Origin of the sequence: Bacillus gaemokensis, from assembly GCF_001590835.1 — a bacterium.
Classification (GTDB): domain Bacteria; phylum Bacillota; class Bacilli; order Bacillales; family Bacillaceae_G; genus Bacillus_A; species Bacillus_A gaemokensis.
In genome coordinates, this window is the sequence record NZ_LTAQ01000056.1 from 283,033 (window position 1) to 303,836 (window position 20,804).

Genomic DNA, 20,804 nt, shown 5'->3' on the forward strand with positions numbered 1-20,804 from the left:
TTTTAAGCCCCTTATAAGCCCAACCTAAGCCCCTTCCAACTAATAAATCATTACAAAAACAAAACAAAAAACTACTACAAGAATCATTTCAAAAAATAACATTGTAGTAATTTTAAAAAATATAAAATAAATCCGCCACATTTCTTCCCACATCCCTATATACATTATGGAACCATCGATTCCATATTTGTCATTAAAGGATGGGAGGAATAAACATGGCAGTATACCGGAATGTACAGGTGAACTTTTGGCAAGATGATTTTGTTTTGGATTTAACGCCGGAGGAGCGATACTTTTATATTTATTTGCTGACATGCTCGAAAACGACGCAATGCGGGATTTATCCGTTGCCGAAGCGTTTGGCGGAGATGGAAACAGGTTACAACAGGGAGACTGTTGAGAAATTACTGCATCGATTTATTGAGTATGGAAAGATATTATATGATGCAGAAACGAAGGAGTTATACATACAAAATTGGTTACGCTATAATCCAGTTACGAATACGAACATGGAGAAGTGCGTGTTACGTGAGTTAAAGACTGTGAAAAACAAAGAGTTTGTACATATGTTTCTTCGAAAATGTTTGGAGGAAGAGCTAAATATTCCGCTATTGCTAGAGCATTTTGGCATGCCGGTGGAAGTGTCTGATATTATTCCTCAAGAACCTATTGCAAGTTATGAAGTAGAAGAAGTGGATTCAGGAAGCAATGTATTCACGTTTTATGAACAAAACTTCGGTAGTTTGTCGTCTTATGTAGTGGAGAAATTAAGTGAATGGATTGCGGATTTGTCGGAGGAACTTGTACTAAAGGCATTTCAGATTGCCTCTGAAAATAATAAGCGAACGCTTGCTTATGTGAAGGGGATTTTACGAGATTGGCATAAAAAGGGATATACGAAACCTAGTGAAGTGGAGGAAGCGGCAGCGAAATTCTGGAAGAAGGAACCGTCTGTTATTTGTGAGACTAAGAAGTTTTTGGAGGAATGTGAAGAATGGGAGAAAAACGTACCGTCTGAGGAAGAATTACAGAAGTTCTTTCAGGAACAAGGGTGGCAGTCATGAGTGATTATACGAAGAATCAACTTGAAAATATGACAGACGATTTGACGATTTCTTTATGGATATAGAAAAATAAGGATTGGAAATTGGTAATGCTAGTACATCGATTATCTAATAGAGGTAGGATGAGCCTAATTACATAATCGAGCAACATATACAGGAGAGGAATTCATGGTTTATAAAAATAATTTAATTAATCTATTTAAAGATAAAGTTATATTAATAGATGGTGCTTTATAACTCTCTATAATCTGAAAGGGTTCTCTCCTAATATGAGCGAATAAATTGAAAAAGGAGGGAGCTTGTATGGAAGTTGTTGTGAAGCAGAGGAGGAAAAGGCGTAAGGGAAAAAGAATTGTCATTTGGTCTGGTAGTATCATTCTTTTTTTACTTGTTGCCGTGGCGATTTTTGTAAACACATTCGTGATGAAATCAATGCCAAAGGTAGAAGGAAATGTTCAAGTGAGCGGTCTGCAAAAGTCTGTTCAAGTAACGCGAGATGCAAAAGGAGTGCCTCATATTAAGGCTGAGAATACGCATGATTTATATTTTTCACAAGGATATGTTCAGGCGCAAGATCGCCTGTTTCAAATGGACTTAAGTAGAAGACAAGCATCTGGAACATTAAGTGAAGTTGTTGGGGAAGCGGCGCTAGACAAAGATAAATTATTCCGAACTCTTGGGCTTAGGCGAGCAGCAGAAGCATCTGTTAATCAATATACAGGCGAAGCGAAAGATGCTTTGCAATCTTTTGCAGATGGAGTAAATGCATTTATACATGAAGCAAAAAAGGATGGGAAACTACCAGTAGAGTTTCATTTACTAGGGTATGAGCCTGCTGAATGGACCACTATTGATTCTTTAACGATTGGAAAGTATATGGCCTTTGACTTAGGTGGTCATTGGCATGGGCAAGCATTTCGATTCTGGGCACTACAGAACCTTTCAAAAGAAAAGGCCTATGAGTTATTTCCAACTTATCCAAAGGATGCACCTAGATTATTAGCACAGTTAAATAATATGAATGTGAATGTAGCAAAAAGCTTTTCAAAAACGGTGATTCCACCAGAGTTTAATGGTAGTAATAATTGGGTTGTAAGTGGGGAAAAAAGTGCATCTGGAATGCCTATATTAGCAGATGACCCTCATCTTTCTTTGGCGACACCATCTATATGGTATCAAACACATTTAGAAATGAAAGATATAAATGTGAGTGGAGTTATTTTTGCGGGTGTTCCTGGTATTATGTTAGGGCATAACAAACAAATTGCTTGGGGTGTTACGAATACAGATCCGGATGTGCAAGATTTATATATTGAAAAAAGAAACCCTGATAATCCAAATGAATTTTTGTATAACGACAGATGGGAAAAAGCTACGATTGTGAAGGAATCTATAAAAGTGAAAGATGGAAAAACAATTCCTTACGAAGTGACGATTACGAGACATGGTCCGGTCATTTCGGAATTTGCTTATAAAAATAAAGATGAGGCTGTTTTTGCTCTTAAATGGACGGCATTGGAACCTTCAGCTGAATTAAAGGCTGTATTGAATATGAACAAAGCAACAAATTGGAATGAATTTGAATCGGCACTGGAAAATTTTCATACTCCTACTCAAAACTTTTTATTTGCATCAACAGATGGCACGATTGCTTATAAAGCAAATGGAAACATACCGATACGTAAAAAAGGGGATGGGAGTTTACCTGTTCCTGGATGGACAGATGAATATGAATGGGAAGGCTACATTCCATTTGATAAACTTCCAAAGGTTATAAATCCAGAACAGGGATTTATTTCGACAGCCAATAATAAAATTATAAATGATGACTATCCGTATCATATTAGTCACGTTTGGGCGCAGCCGTATCGTCAAATGCGTATTCAAGAGTTTTTGCAGGAAAAGGATAAATTTACTGTAAAGGATTTACAAGATTTGCAAATGGATCAAAAGAACCTCTACGCAAAAGAGTTTGTTCCGGTATTTTTGAAAGAATTTAATAAAGTAAACTTATCAAACGTGGAGAGACAGGGAGTAAAAGAATTAACGAATTGGGGTTTTTACGATAATAAAGATAAAGCTGCTCCGCTGATATTTCATTTAATGATGAAGGAAATATCCAATACTCTATTTTCAAAGGAAATACCGAAGGATGTAATGGAATTATTTGAAGGCAAACAACAAGTTGTTGATGAATTGATACGTAAACAAATGAATGGGGAAAATAGTGCGTGGTTTTCTAAACATGGAGGCTTCACAGAGGTTTTACATACATCCTATTCAAAGGTAATGAAGAAGCTAAAAAGTCAATATGGCTCAGATGTAACGAAATGGAAGTGGGGGGACTACCATCAACTTTCCTTTACTCATCCTATTTCAAAATCATCTAATTTGCTTGCATTCTTTTTCAATCGTGAAAAACCTGTCCCAGTTGGGGGAAGTAATATTACGGTTCAAGCAGCAAGTTATGCAGATAATGGCATTGTTAATCACGGAGCATCCTGGAGATTTGTTATAGACACAAAGGATATGTTTAATGGCTATCATATAGTGGGACCAGGTCAATCAGGTCATTCTAAAAGCGGGTGGTATCATGATCAAATAGAAGATTGGGTGAATGGGAATTATCATGTTACGACACTTAGTGCAGATCGAATAGGGGATAAAAGGTTAACTTTAAAACCTAAATAAGGTTTATTAGAGGGTGTCTTCTAAAGTAGCTATTAAGTTATTTTGGAGATACCTTTTTTGTTGGAGAATGATTATTATTTTTATTCGGAATTATCTTTATTTTGGAATATATAGGTATTGTTGTATAAAATGGTAAATATAAGTCAAGTTTTATAGGAGGAGATTTATGAAGAAAAGCAAAAGATTATTAAGTAGTTTAGGAGTGTTCATCATGTTATTTTCTTTTTGTTTCCAAGGGTCTGTACAGGCGGATGTTTCCAGCGTACAGCCTGGGAAAATAAAAGCGGGAAATGTAACAGTCTGGGAAGTGCAGAATATAGCAAAAGTATTAGAAGATGTGAAACGTTTGGATTTAAATACGGTGAATGTACCGATTCAAGTGGATATTCCTCATGTAAATGCTACTAGTATGGTAATAAACCAAAATCAAAAGAAACAAGCTATTTTGTTAATTCGAGAATTAATAAAACGTAATATTCAAGTTATAGTCGAACCGTTTCCGTTTATTCAGCAAGGTAATGTTGGGGAAACGGAATGGAATCCAAGTGATATCAATGACTTCTTTTGGAATTGGAAAACAGTAGTGCTACAGGATATTTTTGAAACAATCACAAGTAAGTATAAGGTTTATGGTTTGAAGATAGCTTCTAATTTCGTCAATATGGAATATGCAGAAGGGTATTGGGATGATACGATTGATTATGTTCGTAAGCAGTATAAAGGAAATGTTCTGTATCAAATGAATTGGTGGTTAACTGCAAATTGGGATCCATCTTATGAAGCGAAATTTATCGAGAAAATAAATCGTCCGTATTTAAAAAAAGTGGATATTGTGAGTATTGATAGTTGGTTTGAAGTTTCGGATAAGAAAAATCCAACATATGAAGAAATAAAGAAAAGCTTATATGCAACGACAGTTTACAATCGTGGTCAAAATGTGATTCAACAGTTGGAACAATTACATCAAACGACCGGAAAGCCGATTTATTTTGGAGGTTTTAATATTCCAGCGCGAGAGTTTGGATTACAAAATCCATGGAATCCAGATGTTTCAAAAGTATTTTCTACAGAGGTTCAATATAATGGATGGCGTGTATTTCGAGATGTTTTAGAGCCGAAATCATACTTTAAAGGATTTTCAATATGGTTTATTGGCTCCGCTGATGAAAATCATGCATATCAGATTCATAGTAAGGAAGCAGAGACAGTTATTAAGGATTGGTATAAGAAATAAATTTAATTAAAAAATAAGCAAGTTTTGAAATTTGTTACATATATTCTAGTGAAAGGCCTTTCACCATCTTATCACCTAGGGGGCAATCATAATGAAATTTTTGTCTTACCTTACAGTAGTTTTGGTGATTCTTGGCGGTTTGAATTGGTTGTTTGTGGCACTCGATTATAATGTAGTTGAGAAATGGTTTGGCTCAACACCGGCTCTTGTTGATACCATTTATTGGCTTTTTGGTATTGCTGCTATTTATCAAATTTACGATCGGTTCTTTACGGACAATTAGCTCTTATAAATTTATGAATGGAGTGTTAAGCGAGATAAGGTGCTTAACACTCTTTTCTATGTTTATAAATAGAAATGCATCTGCAAACGGTTCCATTGCGTCTTGAGCTGTAATAGAACAAAACAAATTGACCGTATATTTTATATAGGTTATAATTCAGAAAGTTTAAAAAATAAAGAGTGTAGAAACAGGGAGGTTGTAAGGGTGATGGAGAGGGTTTACAATTTTTCAGCAGGACCATCTATACTCCCTTTGCCAGTTTTAGAGAAAGTGCAAAAGGAGCTTTTGAATTATAACGGGACAGGTATGTCTGTAATTGAAATGAGTCACCGATCTTCGCATTTTCAAAATATTATTGAGGAAGCAAGTAGTTTGCTTCGTGAATTGATGCACATTCCTGAGAATTATGAAGTTTTATTTTTACAAGGAGGAGCATCGTTACAGTTTTCAATGGTTCCGTTAAATCTAATGAAGGAACATAGAAGAGCTGGATACGTCATTACGGGTTCTTGGTCTAAGAAGGCATTGCAAGAAGCAAGAAAAGTAGGAGAAGTCGAAGTCATCGCTTCTTCTGAACAAGAAAAGTTTGCAACCATTCCTCATGTAGATGCTTCTCTGATTCATTCCGAACTAGATTATGTACATATTACAACGAATAATACAATTGAAGGAACAAAATATGTTGAGTTGCCACAGTCAGAAAATATTCCACTTGTCGCTGATATGTCTTCGAATATTTTATCGGAAGAATATGATGTGAAGAAGTTTGGCTTAATCTATGCGGGTGCGCAAAAGAATTTAGGACCAGCAGGGTTAACGATTGTGATTATAAAAAAAGACTTAATAGGTAAGGCAGATGCTTCTTGTCCATCGATGTTAAACTATGAAACTTATAGTAAAAATAATTCTCTATATAATACACCACCATCCTTTAGTATTTATGTGACGAAGCTTGTACTAGAGTGGGTGAAGGAACAAGGCGGAGTAGCTGCAATTGAAGAACAAAATAGAAAGAAAGCAGCACTTCTTTATCATTTCTTAGATGAATCAAAATTATTTACTTCACCAGTTAATCCTGCGTGTCGTTCTCTTATGAATATCCCATTTACCACGCCATCGAAAGAGTTAAATGAGCAGTTTTTACAAAAGGCAAAAGCAATAGGGCTTGTCACATTAAAAGGTCATCGTTCTGTCGGTGGTATGCGCGCTAGTATTTATAACGCAATGCCAGTAGAAGGTGTTCAAAAATTAGTAGAGTTTATGAAGGAATTTGAGCTAGAGAATAGATAGGGAGATGGGGAAATGTTTCACGTTCAAACATTAAATCAAATTGCCGAGAAAGGCTTGCAAATTTTTGGGGAAGATCAGTATAAAGTTGCTGAGGGAATAGAGCACCCGGACGGTATTTTACTGCGTAGCTATTCTTTACATCAAGAAGAGTTTTCAAAAGCTTTAAAAGCAATTGCAAGAGCTGGAGCTGGGGTAAATAATATTCCGGTAGACCGTTGTACGGAAAAAGGAATTGTTGTATTTAATACACCGGGTGCAAATGCAAATGCCGTAAAGGAATTGATTATCGCAAGTCTAATTATGTCCTCTCGTAATATTATAAATGGAGTTGGATGGACAAAAGAATTAGAAGGTGAAGAAGTTCCGCAGCTTGTAGAAGCAGGAAAAAAACAGTTTGTAGGTTCAGAAATTGCTGGGAAGCGTTTAGGGATTATTGGGCTTGGGGCAATAGGAGCACTTGTCGCAAATGATGCCTTATCCCTTGGGATGGATGTCGTTGGTTATGATCCATACATTTCAGTTGAAACAGCATGGCGTCTTTCAACGCATGTACAGCGCGCGTTTAGTTTAGATGAAATCTTTGCAACATGTGATTATATTACGTTACATATTCCACTTACAGATCAAACGAGAGGAATTATTGGAGAACATGCTGCACAAACAATGAAAAAAGGTGTTCGTCTATTTAATTTCTCAAGGGGAGAGCTTGTAGATGAGTCAGTTTTAGAAAAAGCTTTAGAAGAAGGAATCATTAATCATTATGTGACGGATTTTCCAAATGAAAATGTAATTAGAATGAAGAATGTAACGGCAACACCACATCTTGGAGCTTCTACGTATGAGTCTGAAGAAAATTGCGCTATTATGGCAGCGCGCCAATTACGAGATTATTTGGAAACAGGTAATATCCGTAATTCAGTTAACTATCCAAATGTAGAACTTCCTTATATAGGAAAGAAGCGGATTACCATTATGCATCAAAATATTCCGAATATGGTGGGACAGATTACAGGATGCTTGGCAGAGCATCATATTAATATTGCTGATATGATAAACCGCAGTAAAAACTCTTGGGCCTATACAATGATTGATATTGATAACGGGATTGATGATATAATAAAAGAAAATATTGTTGAAAATATAAAACAAATCACAGGTGTTGTAGCCGTTCGAATGATTGTATAAAGGGGAGAGGAATTTGGCAACAATTCGACCATTTCGGGCCATTCGTCCAGTATCAGATAAAGCTGCGCAAGTTGCAGCACTGCCGTATGATGTGTTAAATAGTGAAGAAGCAAGAGCGGTTGTAAAAGGGAATCCGTATTCTTTTTTACATGTTGATAAAGCAGAAATTGATTTAGATCCAGCTATTTCTCCATACGATAATCGTGTATATGAAAAGGCAAGAGAAAACTTACAAAACTTAATAACCGAAGAAATATTGATTCAAGATGAAGAGCCCTGTTTTTATATTTATCAACTAACGATGCAAGGGCGAACGCAGTCTGGACTTGTTGTTTGTACATCAATTGATGAGTATACAGATAATACAATCAAAAAGCATGAACGGACTCGTCACGAGAAAGAACAAGATCGCATTCGTCATGTGGATGTATGTAATGCCAATACTGGGCCAATTTTCTCAACGTATCGCACGAAAGAAGAAGTAACAAAGTTAATAGAAACTTGGCAAGAAAATCATGCGTCCATTTATCAATTTGCTACGGATGATGGTATAGAGCATGTTATATGGAAGATTGCAGAACGCGATGTGATTGCTGCATTGGTAACAGCATTTGAAGAGATTCCTTCTCTCTATATTGCGGACGGACATCATCGTTCAGCATCGGCTGTAAAAGTAGGACTGATGCGCAGAGAACAATATCCGAACTATACCGGGGACGAAGAGTTTAATTTCTTTTTATCTGTTTTATTCCCTCATGATGAATTATCCATTTGGGATTATAATCGTGTTGTGAAAGATTTAAATGGTTTATCTGAAGAACAATTTTTACAGCAAATTTCACGATACTTTTATGTGGAAAAGGAAGGTGTATCTCCATATAAACCAACTGAGCCACATTCATTTGGTATGTATTTGAATCATCTATGGTACAAATTAACTGTGAAAGAAGAAACATTCGATGCCCATGATGTTGTAAAACGTTTAGATGTATCTATTTTACAAGATCATTTATTGAGTCAAGTACTACAAATTCACGACCCACGTGCAGATAGCCGCATTGATTTTGTTGGTGGTATTCGTGGTTTAGAAGAATTAGAGCGCCTTGTAAATCGTGGAGATTATAAAGTAGCCTTTGCCTTATATCCGACATCAATGGAAGATTTATTAGCCATTGCGGATGCGGGAGAAGTTATGCCGCCGAAGTCAACTTGGTTTGAACCAAAACTTCGGAGCGGACTGATTATACATTCTTTAGAATAGAAAAAGACAGCATATTACGTGCTGTCTTTTGTCTTGCAAAAAACACAAATGTTTCTTAATGTAATGGTGTAGAAGGATGAACAAGGAAGGATTTAATGAATATGATACATATTTTATTAGCAGATGATGACGGGCACATTAGAGAATTACTGCAATACCACTTACAAAAGGAAGGCTATAAAGTTTTTGAAGCCGAGGATGGAAAGGTAGCACAGTCTATATTAGAAAAAGAAAATATTCACCTTGCTATTGTCGATATCATGATGCCGTTTGTTGACGGGTATACATTATGTGAAGAAATTAGAAAGTATCATGATATACCTGTTATTTTATTAACTGCCAAAGATCAATTGGTGGATAAAGAGAAAGGGTTTATCTCAGGAACGGATGATTATATTGTAAAGCCATTTGAACCAGCAGAAGTTATCTTTCGTATGAAAGCTTTACTACGTCGTTACCGGATGCTTAGTGCGGATGTTATCACATTACATGGGACAACGATTGATAGAAAAAGCTTTGAGGTAAAATGTAAGGAACAAACGATTTTACTCCCGTTAAAGGAATTTGAATTATTATCACAGCTTGCAAGTTACCCTGGTAGAACATTTTCAAGGGAAGAGTTGATTGAACTTGTTTGGGGTATGGATTTTGAAGGGGATGAGCGTACAGTTGACGTTCATATTAAGCGTCTTCGAGATCGTTTTTCAAAACGAACGGATGATTTTCAAATTAAAACAGTGCGCGGACTTGGCTATAAGTTGGAGTTGAAATAGGATGAAGTCATTATATTCTAGGTTTGTACTAGTCTCAATTGGAATTATGTTGCTTAGTAGTGTAATTGGATTTTTGCTGACAAATGTGTATTATCAGGTGAAGTTAAAGCCGTATAATAGTGAAAAGATTTTAAGTTATGCGGATGAAGTAAAGCACTTATATGAAAAACAGAACGAGGAAAATAGAGAGGCATATTTACATTCCATTGCGAAATTAGGCTATGAGATTTATGTAGTAGATGATCAAAGACATGGGAAACGTATTGGAAATGCCTTTCGTAATACGAAAATTAGCGATGGTATAATTGAAGAAGTATTGCAAGGGAAAACATACAATGGTGTTTCTACCTATCCAACCCGTCTTTTTATAACTGGATTTTTTGATAATGAATTAATCAATAGTGTAGGGGTTCCGGTGCGAAATGGGGATAAACAATATGCTTTATTTATTCGTCCTGATATTCAGCAACAATTCGGTGAGATGAGAATTTTCTTAGCGGTATTACTTGGTTTTATCATCGGATTAAGTATCATTTTTATTGCGATTGCGGCGCGTTATATTGTTCGTCCGATTCAGACATTTACAAAGGCCACTCAAAAAATTGCAAATGGTGAATACGATATTGAATTAGAAGAAAGACGAAAAGATGAAATCGGGATATTATCTACTAGTTTCAAAAAAATGACAAAAAGTATAAAAGAGTTAGATCAAATGAGACAAGAGTTCGTTTCTAATGTTTCTCATGAGTTTCAATCTCCACTATCTTCGATTCAAGGTTTTTCGAAAACATTACAGTCAGAGAAGATGACAGAAGATGAGAGAAAACATTATTTGCAAATTATTGAGGGTGAAAGTAAGCGAATGTCTAGTTTGTGCAAACAGTTACTTACGCTTGCCTCTCTAGATAAAGAGGAAAAAGTTCTTCAAATAAAAGAATTTGATTTGCAAAAACAAATGAAAGATGCCATTTTTATGCTGGAGTGGAAATGGCGTGAAAAAGACATAGCAGTTGAATTTGACGTTCCTAACATATCTATAACAGGTGATGAGAATTTACTTCATCAAGTGTGGACAAATATATTTACAAATAGTATTAAGTTTACAGATAGTGGTGGAAATATTGCATTTGCTGCAAGGGAATTAGAAACTGGCGTAATGATTTCTATTTCGGACAGTGGAATCGGTATGGGACAAGAAGAAGTGGATCGGATTTTCGATAGATTTTATAAGGTGGATACAGCAAGGTCTCGTAATGTGGAAGGAAGTGGCTTAGGGTTATCTATTGTGAAGAAAATTGTTGAATTACATCACGGGAACATTTCGGTGGAGAGTAGGAAAGGGGAGGGTACGACGATTCGAATTTCATTACCGTATGATTCAATAGAATGATTAAATAAAATAGATGAAAAAAGAAGGCAAATTCATAACAAGGAATTTGTCTTCTTTTCTACGCTCCTCTTTAAAATACAACTGAAATGTTTCTGAAGTTATGCTATTTGCTTTTGGTAATGAACGTAACTTTGGATGAAGGAGCCACAACATCGAAATAAAAAGGATTCCAATGCTAGCACATGCAAAGATAATTTGACTGCTAACAAGAGTGGCTGCATATCCTCCGATTAAAGAGCCGAATGGCATGGCAATTGTACTTATGCTACGTGTGACTGAATTAATTCTTCCAAGAAATCTATTAGGTATTACGAGCTGACTAATAGTTGCAAATAATACGTTGATCGCACCAATCGGTATCCAGGCTAAACCGAATAAACAAATCGCCATCCACTTAAATGGTATCCAGGCAGATAAGAACCAGAAGAAAGCTCCAGCAGTAAAGCTAATAATAGCTACATAACCAACTTTAAATTTTCCAAACCAAGATCCCAATAACGCCCCGATGAAAGAGCCAGCAGATATTGCAGCTAGAAAGAATCCATACAACTTTACTCCGCCTAAAGTATCTGAAAAGGAGGGCAAAATCGCCATTGTCATACCGATAGCAAAATTTGCTACGATAGAACCAATTAAAAAAATAACCATTAAAGAACGAAAAACAATTGAAAATCCTTCTGCTAAATCTGAAAAATATTGTTTGATTGATAGCGAATTACTTCGTTCGAAAGTAGATTCCTCACTATTTTTTTTATGGACTGGGATTTTTAATAAACTGAATAAAAGTGCAGTAATGGCGAACGTGAAAGAGTCTATCATGTATAAAGTGATAGCACCTAACACTGCTACTAAGATTCCTGAAATTGTATTACATAGTAAATCTATTCCTTGATAGGCAAATGAGAAAAGAGAATTTCCTTTTAATAATTGTGTTTTATTCAATAGAAGAGGTAAAGCCTTTGTTTGTGCGGGATATGTGAATTGTTCAATAAAGGATACGATAGGCATAATGATGAGTACAAGTTGGATGGTTAACATGTCGAAGTGGTATGTAATAGGGATGATTAGGATTAAAATACATTGCAAAACTTGTGTAATGATGAGGGTGTTTTTTATTGACCACCTATCAACGAATGGCCCAGTAAGAAATTGAAATGCAGAAGGAAGTAATGTAACAAATCCTGCTAGTCCTGAATAAAAGGCATTGCTGCCTAGTTTATATACGAGCCACATTGCTGCTACGTAATATAAGCTATCTCCAATGTTCGTTAAGATTCTCCCTAAAAATAACAGTAAAAAATTTCGGTTTTTTAATATGTCCATTTTCTCCACTCCTTTAGAATAAATTTAATCAGTCAAAAAAAATTGACTGTTATCATAAAAAAAATCGTGTTACGATTTTTTTCTTCTTTTTCTATAAAGCGCTGCATAGCGGGTTCATCAATTTGTAGGGCAGTAGTTGAAATGTAATAGGATTTACTATTTGGATTTTCGTCTGCACCTTCTGTTATTTCGTGTAATTCTCCCATCAGTTTATAGAATTTTTTTATCCATATCTGAAATTGCTCTGGCGTAGCGGAAAATTCCCACATAGATGAAACGTAATTCCAATCAGACGGATCTTCACTTGCTTGTTGAAGTGTAAAGGCCTCTTCTGGTGCAGCGAGAATATGACTTTTTGTTCTTTCAGCCATTTGCAGGAAGATTTGTCTAGATGATTCACTTACAACATCTAGATGGGGGAGCAATTCTGCAGCAGGAGTAAATCCTCTTGCTACAGATTGATAAAATTTTTGAACAATTCCATTTTTTTCTGTAATGTTCTGTTCATATTCCGTTCATATTTCTTTTTTAAGATTAGGGCATAGAAAGAAATAGGAGGGAGCGAGCGAAATGTTTTTAGCTCTGCGTGAATTAAAACAATCAAAATTAAGATATGGATTAATCGGACTTATCATGATTTTATTATCATTTTTAGTCCTTGTGATTTCTGGATTAGCAAATGGCTTATCGTATGATAATGCATCATCAATTCAAAATATGGATGCAACAAAATTTGTATTAGCAAATGATGCGGAGAATAAATTACTTCGTTCACAAATGAAGAAAGAGGATGTGGATGATGTAGTAGGGCAAGTGGATGCAAAAGATGCCGTACCATTCCATGTGAAAGTTGCAACGTATGAGAAGAAGGATAGTTCAAAAAAGGTTGATATTGCAATTTTTGCAAGCGAACATGATACGTTCTTGGAACCAAAGATTGTGAAAGGGAATGCATTAGGAACAGCACAAGATGAAATGGTTGCTGACGAATCAATGAAAGAAAAAGGGATAGACATTGGAGATACAATTATCGATCCAGTTTCTAAAAAAGAATTTAAAATCGTTGGATTTACGAAAGATCAAATGTTTAGTCATACACCTGTCGTCTACGTTAACCAAGATGTATGGGGAGAAATTGCGCAGCCAAATCAAAAGGATTATAGCGCAATCGCACTTCGCACTGATAAAGAAGTGAAAAATGCACATGTCATAGAGAAAAAAGAAGTTCTTCAAAGTATTCCAGGATATAAAGAAGAACAAGGAACGTTAACAATGATTATTGCGTTCTTGCTTGTGATTGCTGCTTTATTAATTGGTGTGTTCTTCTACGTCATTACATTACAAAAAACGCAGCAATTAGGCGTATTAAAAGCAATTGGAACAAAAAATTCGTATTTAGCAAATAGTTTAGTTGTGCAAGCATTATTCTTATCTGTTGTCGCAATGGTTATAAGCATTGTGTTAGTACAAGGTTTACAAAGAGTTTTACCAGAGAGTATGCCATTCTTATTAACGACGACAATGATTGGCCAATATGCAGGAATCTTTATTGTCATTAGTATACTAGGAACACTTATTTCCTTATATCAAGTATTAAAAGTTGATGCACTAGAAGCAATTGGAGGTGGCATGTAATGACTTCATTATTAAAATTAGAGGAAGTAAGTAAAGTGTATGGAGAAGGAAATACGGAAGTAACTGCCCTTCATCCGATTTCACTTGATGTGAAGGCGGGAGAATTTATCGGCATTGTTGGTCCTTCTGGATCAGGGAAGAGTACTTTATTATCGATTGCTGGTGCATTATTATCACCGTCAAAGGGAAACATTTACATCCGTGAACAAAATATTACCCATTTATCAGAAAAGGAAATGACAGATATTCGTTTAAAAAAGGTTGGATTCATTTTTCAGTTTGCAAATCTTGTTCCCTATTTAAATGTAAAAGAACAATTACTGTATATTGCAAAGTTAAAGAAAGAAGACCGAAAAGAATCTGAAAAGCGTGTGGATCACTTATTAGCAGCATTTGGGTTATCTCAGAGGAAAAATCACTATCCAAATCAGTTATCTGGTGGGGAAAGGCAAAGGGTTGCAATCGCCCGTGCTTTCATGAACAATCCAGATTTAATATTAGCGGATGAACCAACTGCAAGCCTTGATTCTAAACGTGGACGTGAAGTTGTCGAAATGATGAAACGAGAAGTAAAAGAAAGTCAAAAAGCAGCGATTATGATTACGCATGATGAGAGAATGCTTGATGTATGTGATCGTATATTGACGCTTAGAGATGGGAAATTAGTATAAATATGATAAAAAAAAGCACAGGGGGATTTTAAATAGACTATACTAATAAGAGGATATTATGTTCAATATATGAGCATCTATCCTCTTTTTTTATACATATTATATTTGTTATTTAGATGTTGAGAATATAGTTTAATATATATATATATATATATATATATATATTAAACTATATTCGGTCATGGGTGGAGGGCATAGCCCATGGCGGGAGGGATAGAGAATGATTTTAGAAGTGAAGTGTAATAAGATTACAAGAGTTTCTTTTAGAGAATAATATCAAATGAAGATTCACTAATAACAGGTAAATACTTCAACTAACGAAGCTGGATAGTTCAAAAACAAGAGAAGGAAAACACTTTCTATTCTCAAACAACTACTAAATAATCAAAAATAGTTCGGAGGATAAAAATGATAGAAAACCTTTCATTCATTAAATATGAACATCATAAAAAGCTAGTCCGAACAATCCTAAATGATTGTTCGTCTAAGGATGAAATTATTGGGTTAATGCTTATTGGTTCTGTTGCAAGAGGAGATGCTTATCCTGACTCCGATTTAGATTTATATATTCTTTTAGAAAATGGGAAAAATAAAAAGTTTTATTCTGAAATTCGAGATAATATTTTAATTGAATATAAATATGCAGACTTTAATCAAGTGCAATTAAACTTTAATAACAATCCAATGGAAATATACTCTTTTTTAGAAGGTGAAATTTTATTATGATAATAAGAAGTTCTTGAAGAAATTAATGGAAATAGCCCAATATAAATATAAAAATTACTGTATTTCTGATAATAAAATAAAAGGCATTTCTCATTGGTTAAATAGTTCACTTATTAAGATTAATGCTGCTTTGAAAGTAAATGAGGAATTAAAAGCCTCATATATAGTTAATACATCCACCTGGGTAATGTTAGAAGGTATATGGGCTATAAATAACAAGCCAATTCCTCCAGCTGGGTCTGTTTTGGTACATATTAAAGCATTATCTAATAGGTTGACTAATTTGGATGATTTGCTTAATAAAGTGTTTTTAGGTAACACGACTAAACGTATTAATTCAGCAATTATAATTATTCAGTGGGTTTTATTAAACTTAGAGCATAAATAAACTACCTATTATTAAACTAACGGATGCGTTAGTTTAATAATAAAGGGCATAACATATTAGTCATATAAAATATGTTATGTCCTTTATTTAGAACTTGATAATATAACACCTGTGCTTTTCTACATCTATCCCGCATTAACGGGGCCGCCTCAAGATTCAGCAAAAGCAAAGAAGTTAGGTGGGAGATTAACTGCCCATAAAATCCCGATTCGTGAGGGCTAATAATCAGTGTGGAGAAGACCCCCCATTAATTAAAGTTTAACTTTATTTTAAGAATAGATGTTATAATAATTTTATTATTCTGTTATTTTGATAATAGGAGGGGAAAAGAAAAGATGGAGAAAAAAATCATATATCTCGAAGGGCTTATTGTCTTAATAGCGACTATTTATATTTATGTGTTATATGAGTTTAGCTGGTTAACTTTTGTCTTGTTGCTTTTCGTACCTGATGTTTCAATGCTAGCATATCTTATTAATAATCGTATTGGAGCACAGGTTTATAACCTGTTTCATACTTACATAGTATCGATATTTCTTATTTTAATAGGTGTCTTTCTAAAATCAGATGTTCCCCTTATGATTGGTTTAATCTGGACGGCTCATATTGGAATGGATCGTCTGTTAGGGTATGGTCTTAAATATCAAACGGGTTTTAAAGATATACATATCCAAAAGTTATGAATAATATAGTCTATATAAAAAGAGCTTCATCAATGGATAAAGCTCTTTTTATTGTTTAAGAGTCGCTTTACCACGAAGAATCAAGTATACTGAGAAATGTTTCCGGAAAATAATTCGGAATAAAAATTTGTTTGGGTTATTTAGTTATTGATGACTGTCCTGATTGAAGGTATAAGAGCTGTTATCAGTAAATAGATAATGTCTGATGGGTATATTAATTACATATGTTAATCTTGGATAGAGAGCATAGAAGGAGAGTTAATATGAATTTAGCAAAATTTCCTAGAAAGAAATACACAGAATCATATACGCCAATTGAAAAATTAAATCATTTTTCTGAAGTCCTTGGAGGGCCTTCTATTTATTTTAAACGAGATGATTTACTAGGTTTAACAGCTGGTGGAAATAAGACAAGAAAATTAGAGTTTCTTGTGGCGGATGCACAAGCGAAAGGTGCAGATACGTTAATTACATGCGGAGGTATTCAATCTAATCATTGTCGTTTAACGTTAGCAGCAGCAGTAAAAGAGAAAATGAAGTGTATCCTTGTACTAGAAGAGGGACTTGAAGAAGATTCTAAGCCGGATTTTAATGGAAACTATTTTTTATATCACTTACTAGGCGCTGAGAACGTTATTGTTGTACCAAACGGAACAGATCTTATGGATGAAATGCACAAAGTAGCAAAAGAAGTAACAGAAAAAGGGCATACACCGTATGTTATTCCAGTTGGAGGATCCAACCCTACTGGGGCAATGGGATACATTGCATGTGCGCAGGAAATTATGGCCCAATCATTTGAACAAGGAATTGATTTCAATGCAGTCGTTTGTGTAAGTGGTAGTGGGGGCATGCATTCTGGTCTAGTGACTGGGTTTTATGGGAACCAAAGCGGTATACCGGTTATTGGAATTAATGTAAGCCGCGGAAAAGCAGAACAGGAAGAAAAAGTATTTCAGCTTGTGAAAGAAACGTCAGCACACGTTGGTATCCCAAACTTTATTCCTCGTGAGGCAGTGGATTGTTTCGATGAATATGTCGGGCCAGGATATGCTTTACCTACACCTGAAATGGTGGAAGCTGTTCAACTATTAGCAAAAACAGAAGGGATTTTACTTGATCCTGTATATACTGGTAAAGCAGCAGCTGGACTTATCGATCTAATTCGAAAAGGTACATTTAAGAAAGATGACAACATTCTATTTGTACATTCAGGTGGTTCACCGGCGTTATATGCCAATACATCTCTCTTTTCTTAAGGTTTAATCTTTTCATTAAGATGAACACAAAGAAAAGATGATGAAAATAGTATTGGTAAAAATCAGCACCGAGGTATTCGGTGCTGATTTTTTATCTTGGAAATGAAAAATTCACTTCATCGCTCCGTCTCAAAAAACTCCACCCATTCCCGGTCAGGACCAGCGAAGAAAATATAACGTGTTCCATCAGGTAATGTTTCAATTTCTCCTGTTAATAAAAAAGTTACCTGTAATTTCTTTAGTCTTTCGATCTCATCTTCTAGTGAATCCACTTTGAAGCAAATATGATGTACTTTTCCTTCTGCTGGAAGAGAAGGGTTATAACCTTCAATTAATTCGATAATTGTTTCTTTTGATTCTTCTATACCTAAAAAAGCGAGTTTTAAATTTGGATTCGGATGTCCCATACGTTTTATGAGTTTTAGTCCAACGATTTCTTCGTAAAATGAAATAGAAGTTTCTAGATTTTCTACCATGAGCCCAATGTGTTCAATTCTTCTTACTGGCATTATAAGTTCCTTCTTTCCATAAATTTCATATGTATCATAATATTGAAAATTAAGAAAATAAGCAAGATAAAAACCTTACAAATTTTATCATGTTCTATGATATAGTGAGAAAGTATGTTTGGAGAGAAGGAAGGAGACTATTATATGAACACAACTTCGCAAACTCCTTCATTAACGGAAACAATGAAAGAGTGGCATCAAGCGTTAGCATATGAAATTAAACATTGGAAAACGATAGGCGGCAGTAAGTTATCTATTATAAATGGCCGTTTTTTATATACAGATTATGAAAGTACGGTATATGTATTTCAGCTTATTTCTGAAGTGAGCTTACCAGAGGGTACACCGATTCGAATAGAATTTGATGGTGAGGAAGCAACGGGAGAAGTGCTATCTGTACATGGATTAGAAATTGAATTGAAATTAAATGATTATATACAAGGCGAAATAAGAGAAGCGATTTTATATAGTGAACCATGGCAGTTATTAGAACAATTGCAAGAGCGTTTGAAAGAAGCCCGAAAAGAGAAACAAAAGCGTCAGCGAATAAAACGTCTTATAGATGGAAAGAGTACGCCAAAACATATTGATAAGATGAAGAATCCGAAGAATGAACTTGCATACCGTTCTTTTTATAATCCAACAACATACGTTTGGGGACCGCCTGGAACAGGAAAGTCTTATAATTTATCACGCATTATTTCGGCTCATTATCAAAAAGGAAAATCAGTACTTGTACTTGCTCATAGTAATGCAGCAGTGGATGTATTAATGAGTGAAGTAACAAAGCAAATTGAAAAGAAAAAAAAGTGGACACCAGGAGAAATTATCCGTTATGGATTTAGTCAACATGAACATATACGTAATCATGAAACGTTGTTAGCTTCTAGATTAGTGGAAACAACGAATGGTTCATGGGGCGAAGAGAAGCTTTATTTAGAAGAAATGCGCCAAGATTTGCGCCAAAAAATCTTATCTTATAAAGCAACTGCTTCTGATAAAAAGCGTATGCAAGAAATTGAAGGGGATCTCAGGAAACAAAGAGCGAAGATTAAAGAAGTAGAAAGAGAATATATTGAAAATGCACAAGTAATAGGGGCAACGTTATCAAAGTGTGCAATTGATTCTCTTATTTATGAACGGACATTTGATTTAATCGTTGTGGATGAAGTAAGTATGGCATATGTGCCTCAAATTGCTTTAGCGGCTTCTCTTGGAAAAAGAATTGTTGTGTGTGGAGACTTTTTACAATTGCCGCCAATTGCGATGGCAAACCATGAGCTTGTTAGAAAGTGGCTAGGGGAAGATATGTTTTATCATGCAGGAATTGTCGAGTCTGTAAACAAGTGCGAGACACATCCAAATTTATTTATGCTGCAGGAACAAAGACGTATGCATGCGGATATATCTAAATTTACAAACTCATTTATTTACAAAAATAGAGTATTTGATCATCCTTCTGTTTCAGTACGACAAGAATTAGCGAAATTACAGCCGTTTGCGAATGAAGCGACTGTCTTGTTTGATACAAGTTTAATGGGAGCCTATTCTTTAAAAGATGCGGCTTCTGGTTCTCGTTTTAATATCATGTCAGGGTTAATTGCGATGCAAATGACTTTGATTGGATTATTAGATGGGGTGCAATCGATTGGAGTTGTAACACCATATCGTGCGCAGTCACGTTTTATATCAACTTGTATAAGAGAATTGTTGCAAAAAACAAAGTATCGAAATACACCTGTTCTAGCAGCAACAGTTCATAAATTTCAGGGATCTGAGCGAGATATGATGATATTTGATACAGTAGATAGTTATCCGCAGGAGCGTCCTGGTGTATTATTCTTTGATCATAAGAACCATCGTCTTGTAAACGTTGCGGTAACAAGAGCGAGAGGGAAGTTTATTCAGTTGTCGGACTGTCAGTATATGCGGAAAAATCTTTCTAGAAAACAAGCGTTATCTGGGTTAACCGCTCATTTAGAAAGGCATGGCAATGTATATGACCGTACAACATCGCGTCCATTGGTAGAACGAAAGATTACAAAACGTTTGCGATGGTATATGCAAATGAATTTGGAAGAACCAAAAGGATTATTAAAAGATATTCTATCAGCAAAACAAAAAATTATTATTTCGCTTCCAAGTACAAGGCAGATAGATAAAAGAGTATGGCAGGCATTAATGCGTACGTCAGCGCAAGTAACAATCTATAGTGATGGACCAATCCCATTAAAAAATGTGAGAATACAAAGGCAAAATAAATCATTGCCATTTTTAGTAATTGATGATGAAATCTTTTGGGTTGGCGCTCCGTTAACATCGCAAATGATGTTTGAAGGGAGTCCAGAATTCCCGTATATATGCGCGAGATTACAGGCGCCTGAAACAATTGGCGTTTTAAAAGGTTTTCTAGATATTCGTTAAAATCAGATCGGAATT

The 20,804-nt window shown here is 35.2% G+C and carries 16 protein-coding genes and 2 pseudogenes; 15 read left to right on the forward strand and 3 right to left on the reverse strand.

The genetic code is table 11. The annotated features are described in order from the left end of the window. Positions 1 to 215 precede the first annotated feature (215 nt). The 9 genes from AZF08_RS24615 to AZF08_RS24655 all read left to right on the forward strand — a co-directional run bounded on the left by AZF08_RS24615 (position 216) and on the right by AZF08_RS24655 (position 11,171). On the forward strand, positions 216 to 1,064 hold the full coding sequence (locus AZF08_RS24615) for a DnaD domain-containing protein (protein ID WP_033675847.1): 849 nt from the start codon (positions 216 to 218) through the stop codon (positions 1,062 to 1,064). Positions 1,065 to 1,367: 303 nt separating this feature from the next. After that, entirely contained in the window at positions 1,368 to 3,755 is a 2,388-nt protein-coding gene (locus tag AZF08_RS24620; RefSeq protein WP_033675845.1) for a penicillin acylase family protein, read from the forward strand. Positions 3,756 to 3,921: 166 nt separating this feature from the next. Next, positions 3,922 to 4,989 (forward strand): glycoside hydrolase family 113, encoded by a 1,068-nt coding sequence (locus tag AZF08_RS24625; protein WP_033675843.1) that lies wholly within the window; start codon positions 3,922 to 3,924, stop codon positions 4,987 to 4,989. 91 nt (positions 4,990 to 5,080) lie between these two features. Then, positions 5,081 to 5,272 carry a DUF378 domain-containing protein gene (locus tag AZF08_RS24630; protein WP_033675842.1) on the forward strand — a complete coding sequence of 64 codons (192 nt, stop codon included), beginning with the start codon at positions 5,081 to 5,083 and terminating at the stop codon, positions 5,270 to 5,272. Between the two features lie 207 nt (positions 5,273 to 5,479). Then, a complete protein-coding gene (gene serC, locus AZF08_RS24635; protein WP_033675841.1) occupies positions 5,480 to 6,562 on the forward strand; it encodes a 3-phosphoserine/phosphohydroxythreonine transaminase in 1,083 nt (360 codons plus the stop codon). Positions 6,563 to 6,574: 12 nt separating this feature from the next. Beyond that, positions 6,575 to 7,747: a 3-phosphoglycerate dehydrogenase family protein gene (locus AZF08_RS24640; protein ID WP_033675840.1), complete on the forward strand. Its 1,173-nt coding sequence runs from the start codon at positions 6,575 to 6,577 to the stop codon at positions 7,745 to 7,747. Positions 7,748 to 7,760: 13 nt separating this feature from the next. After that, the gene (locus tag AZF08_RS24645) at positions 7,761 to 9,008 is read left to right on the forward strand and encodes a DUF1015 domain-containing protein (protein WP_033675839.1); all 1,248 of its coding nucleotides are present in this window, start codon (positions 7,761 to 7,763) and stop codon (positions 9,006 to 9,008) included. Positions 9,009 to 9,103: 95 nt separating this feature from the next. Beyond that, a complete protein-coding gene (locus tag AZF08_RS24650) occupies positions 9,104 to 9,781 on the forward strand; it encodes a response regulator transcription factor (RefSeq protein WP_200875225.1) in 678 nt (225 codons plus the stop codon). 1 nt (position 9,782) lies between these two features. Next, entirely contained in the window at positions 9,783 to 11,171 is a 1,389-nt protein-coding gene (locus AZF08_RS24655; protein ID WP_033675838.1) for a sensor histidine kinase, read from the forward strand. Here the strand turns inward: AZF08_RS24655 and AZF08_RS24660 are convergent, their stop codons facing one another. Both AZF08_RS24660 and AZF08_RS24665 read right to left on the reverse strand, forming a co-directional pair. Next, complete coding sequence (locus AZF08_RS24660; RefSeq protein WP_051725826.1) at positions 11,172 to 12,494, reverse strand: MFS transporter; 1,323 nt, start codon at positions 12,492 to 12,494, stop codon at positions 11,172 to 11,174. 32 nt (positions 12,495 to 12,526) lie between these two features. Beyond that, positions 12,527 to 12,985 (reverse strand): annotated as a pseudogene (locus tag AZF08_RS24665) (hypothetical protein); the annotation flags it as partial. Positions 12,986 to 13,064: 79 nt separating this feature from the next. Between AZF08_RS24665 and AZF08_RS24670 the strand changes: the two are divergent. From AZF08_RS24670 to cuyA, 5 genes and pseudogenes are all read left to right on the forward strand, one after another. Continuing rightward, positions 13,065 to 14,129, forward strand: a complete 1,065-nt coding sequence (locus tag AZF08_RS24670) for an ABC transporter permease (protein WP_033675837.1) — start codon at positions 13,065 to 13,067, stop codon at positions 14,127 to 14,129. After that, positions 14,129 to 14,800 carry an ABC transporter ATP-binding protein gene (locus AZF08_RS24675; RefSeq protein ID WP_033675835.1) on the forward strand — a complete coding sequence of 224 codons (672 nt, stop codon included), beginning with the start codon at positions 14,129 to 14,131 and terminating at the stop codon, positions 14,798 to 14,800. Before AZF08_RS24670 ends, AZF08_RS24675 begins: the two co-directional genes overlap by 1 nt. 408 nt (positions 14,801 to 15,208) lie before the next feature. Next, positions 15,209 to 15,914, forward strand: a pseudogene (locus tag AZF08_RS24680) (nucleotidyltransferase family protein). A 335-nt stretch (positions 15,915 to 16,249) separates the two neighbouring features. Beyond that, positions 16,250 to 16,597 (forward strand): DUF4260 domain-containing protein, encoded by a 348-nt coding sequence (locus AZF08_RS24685; RefSeq protein WP_033675833.1) that lies wholly within the window; start codon positions 16,250 to 16,252, stop codon positions 16,595 to 16,597. A gap of 263 nt (positions 16,598 to 16,860) precedes the next feature. Beyond that, complete coding sequence (gene cuyA, locus AZF08_RS24690; protein WP_033675832.1) at positions 16,861 to 17,856, forward strand: D-cysteate sulfo-lyase; 996 nt, start codon at positions 16,861 to 16,863, stop codon at positions 17,854 to 17,856. A gap of 116 nt (positions 17,857 to 17,972) precedes the next feature. On the opposite strand, the gene AZF08_RS24695 is transcribed toward cuyA, so the two are convergent. Then, on the reverse strand, positions 17,973 to 18,365 hold the full coding sequence (locus tag AZF08_RS24695) for a VOC family protein (protein ID WP_033675831.1): 393 nt from the start codon (positions 18,363 to 18,365) through the stop codon (positions 17,973 to 17,975). Between the two features lie 114 nt (positions 18,366 to 18,479). Between AZF08_RS24695 and AZF08_RS24700 the strand changes: the two genes are divergently transcribed. Then, complete coding sequence (locus AZF08_RS24700) at positions 18,480 to 20,789, forward strand: AAA domain-containing protein (RefSeq protein WP_033675829.1); 2,310 nt, start codon at positions 18,480 to 18,482, stop codon at positions 20,787 to 20,789. Positions 20,790 to 20,804: the final 15 nt, after the last annotated feature.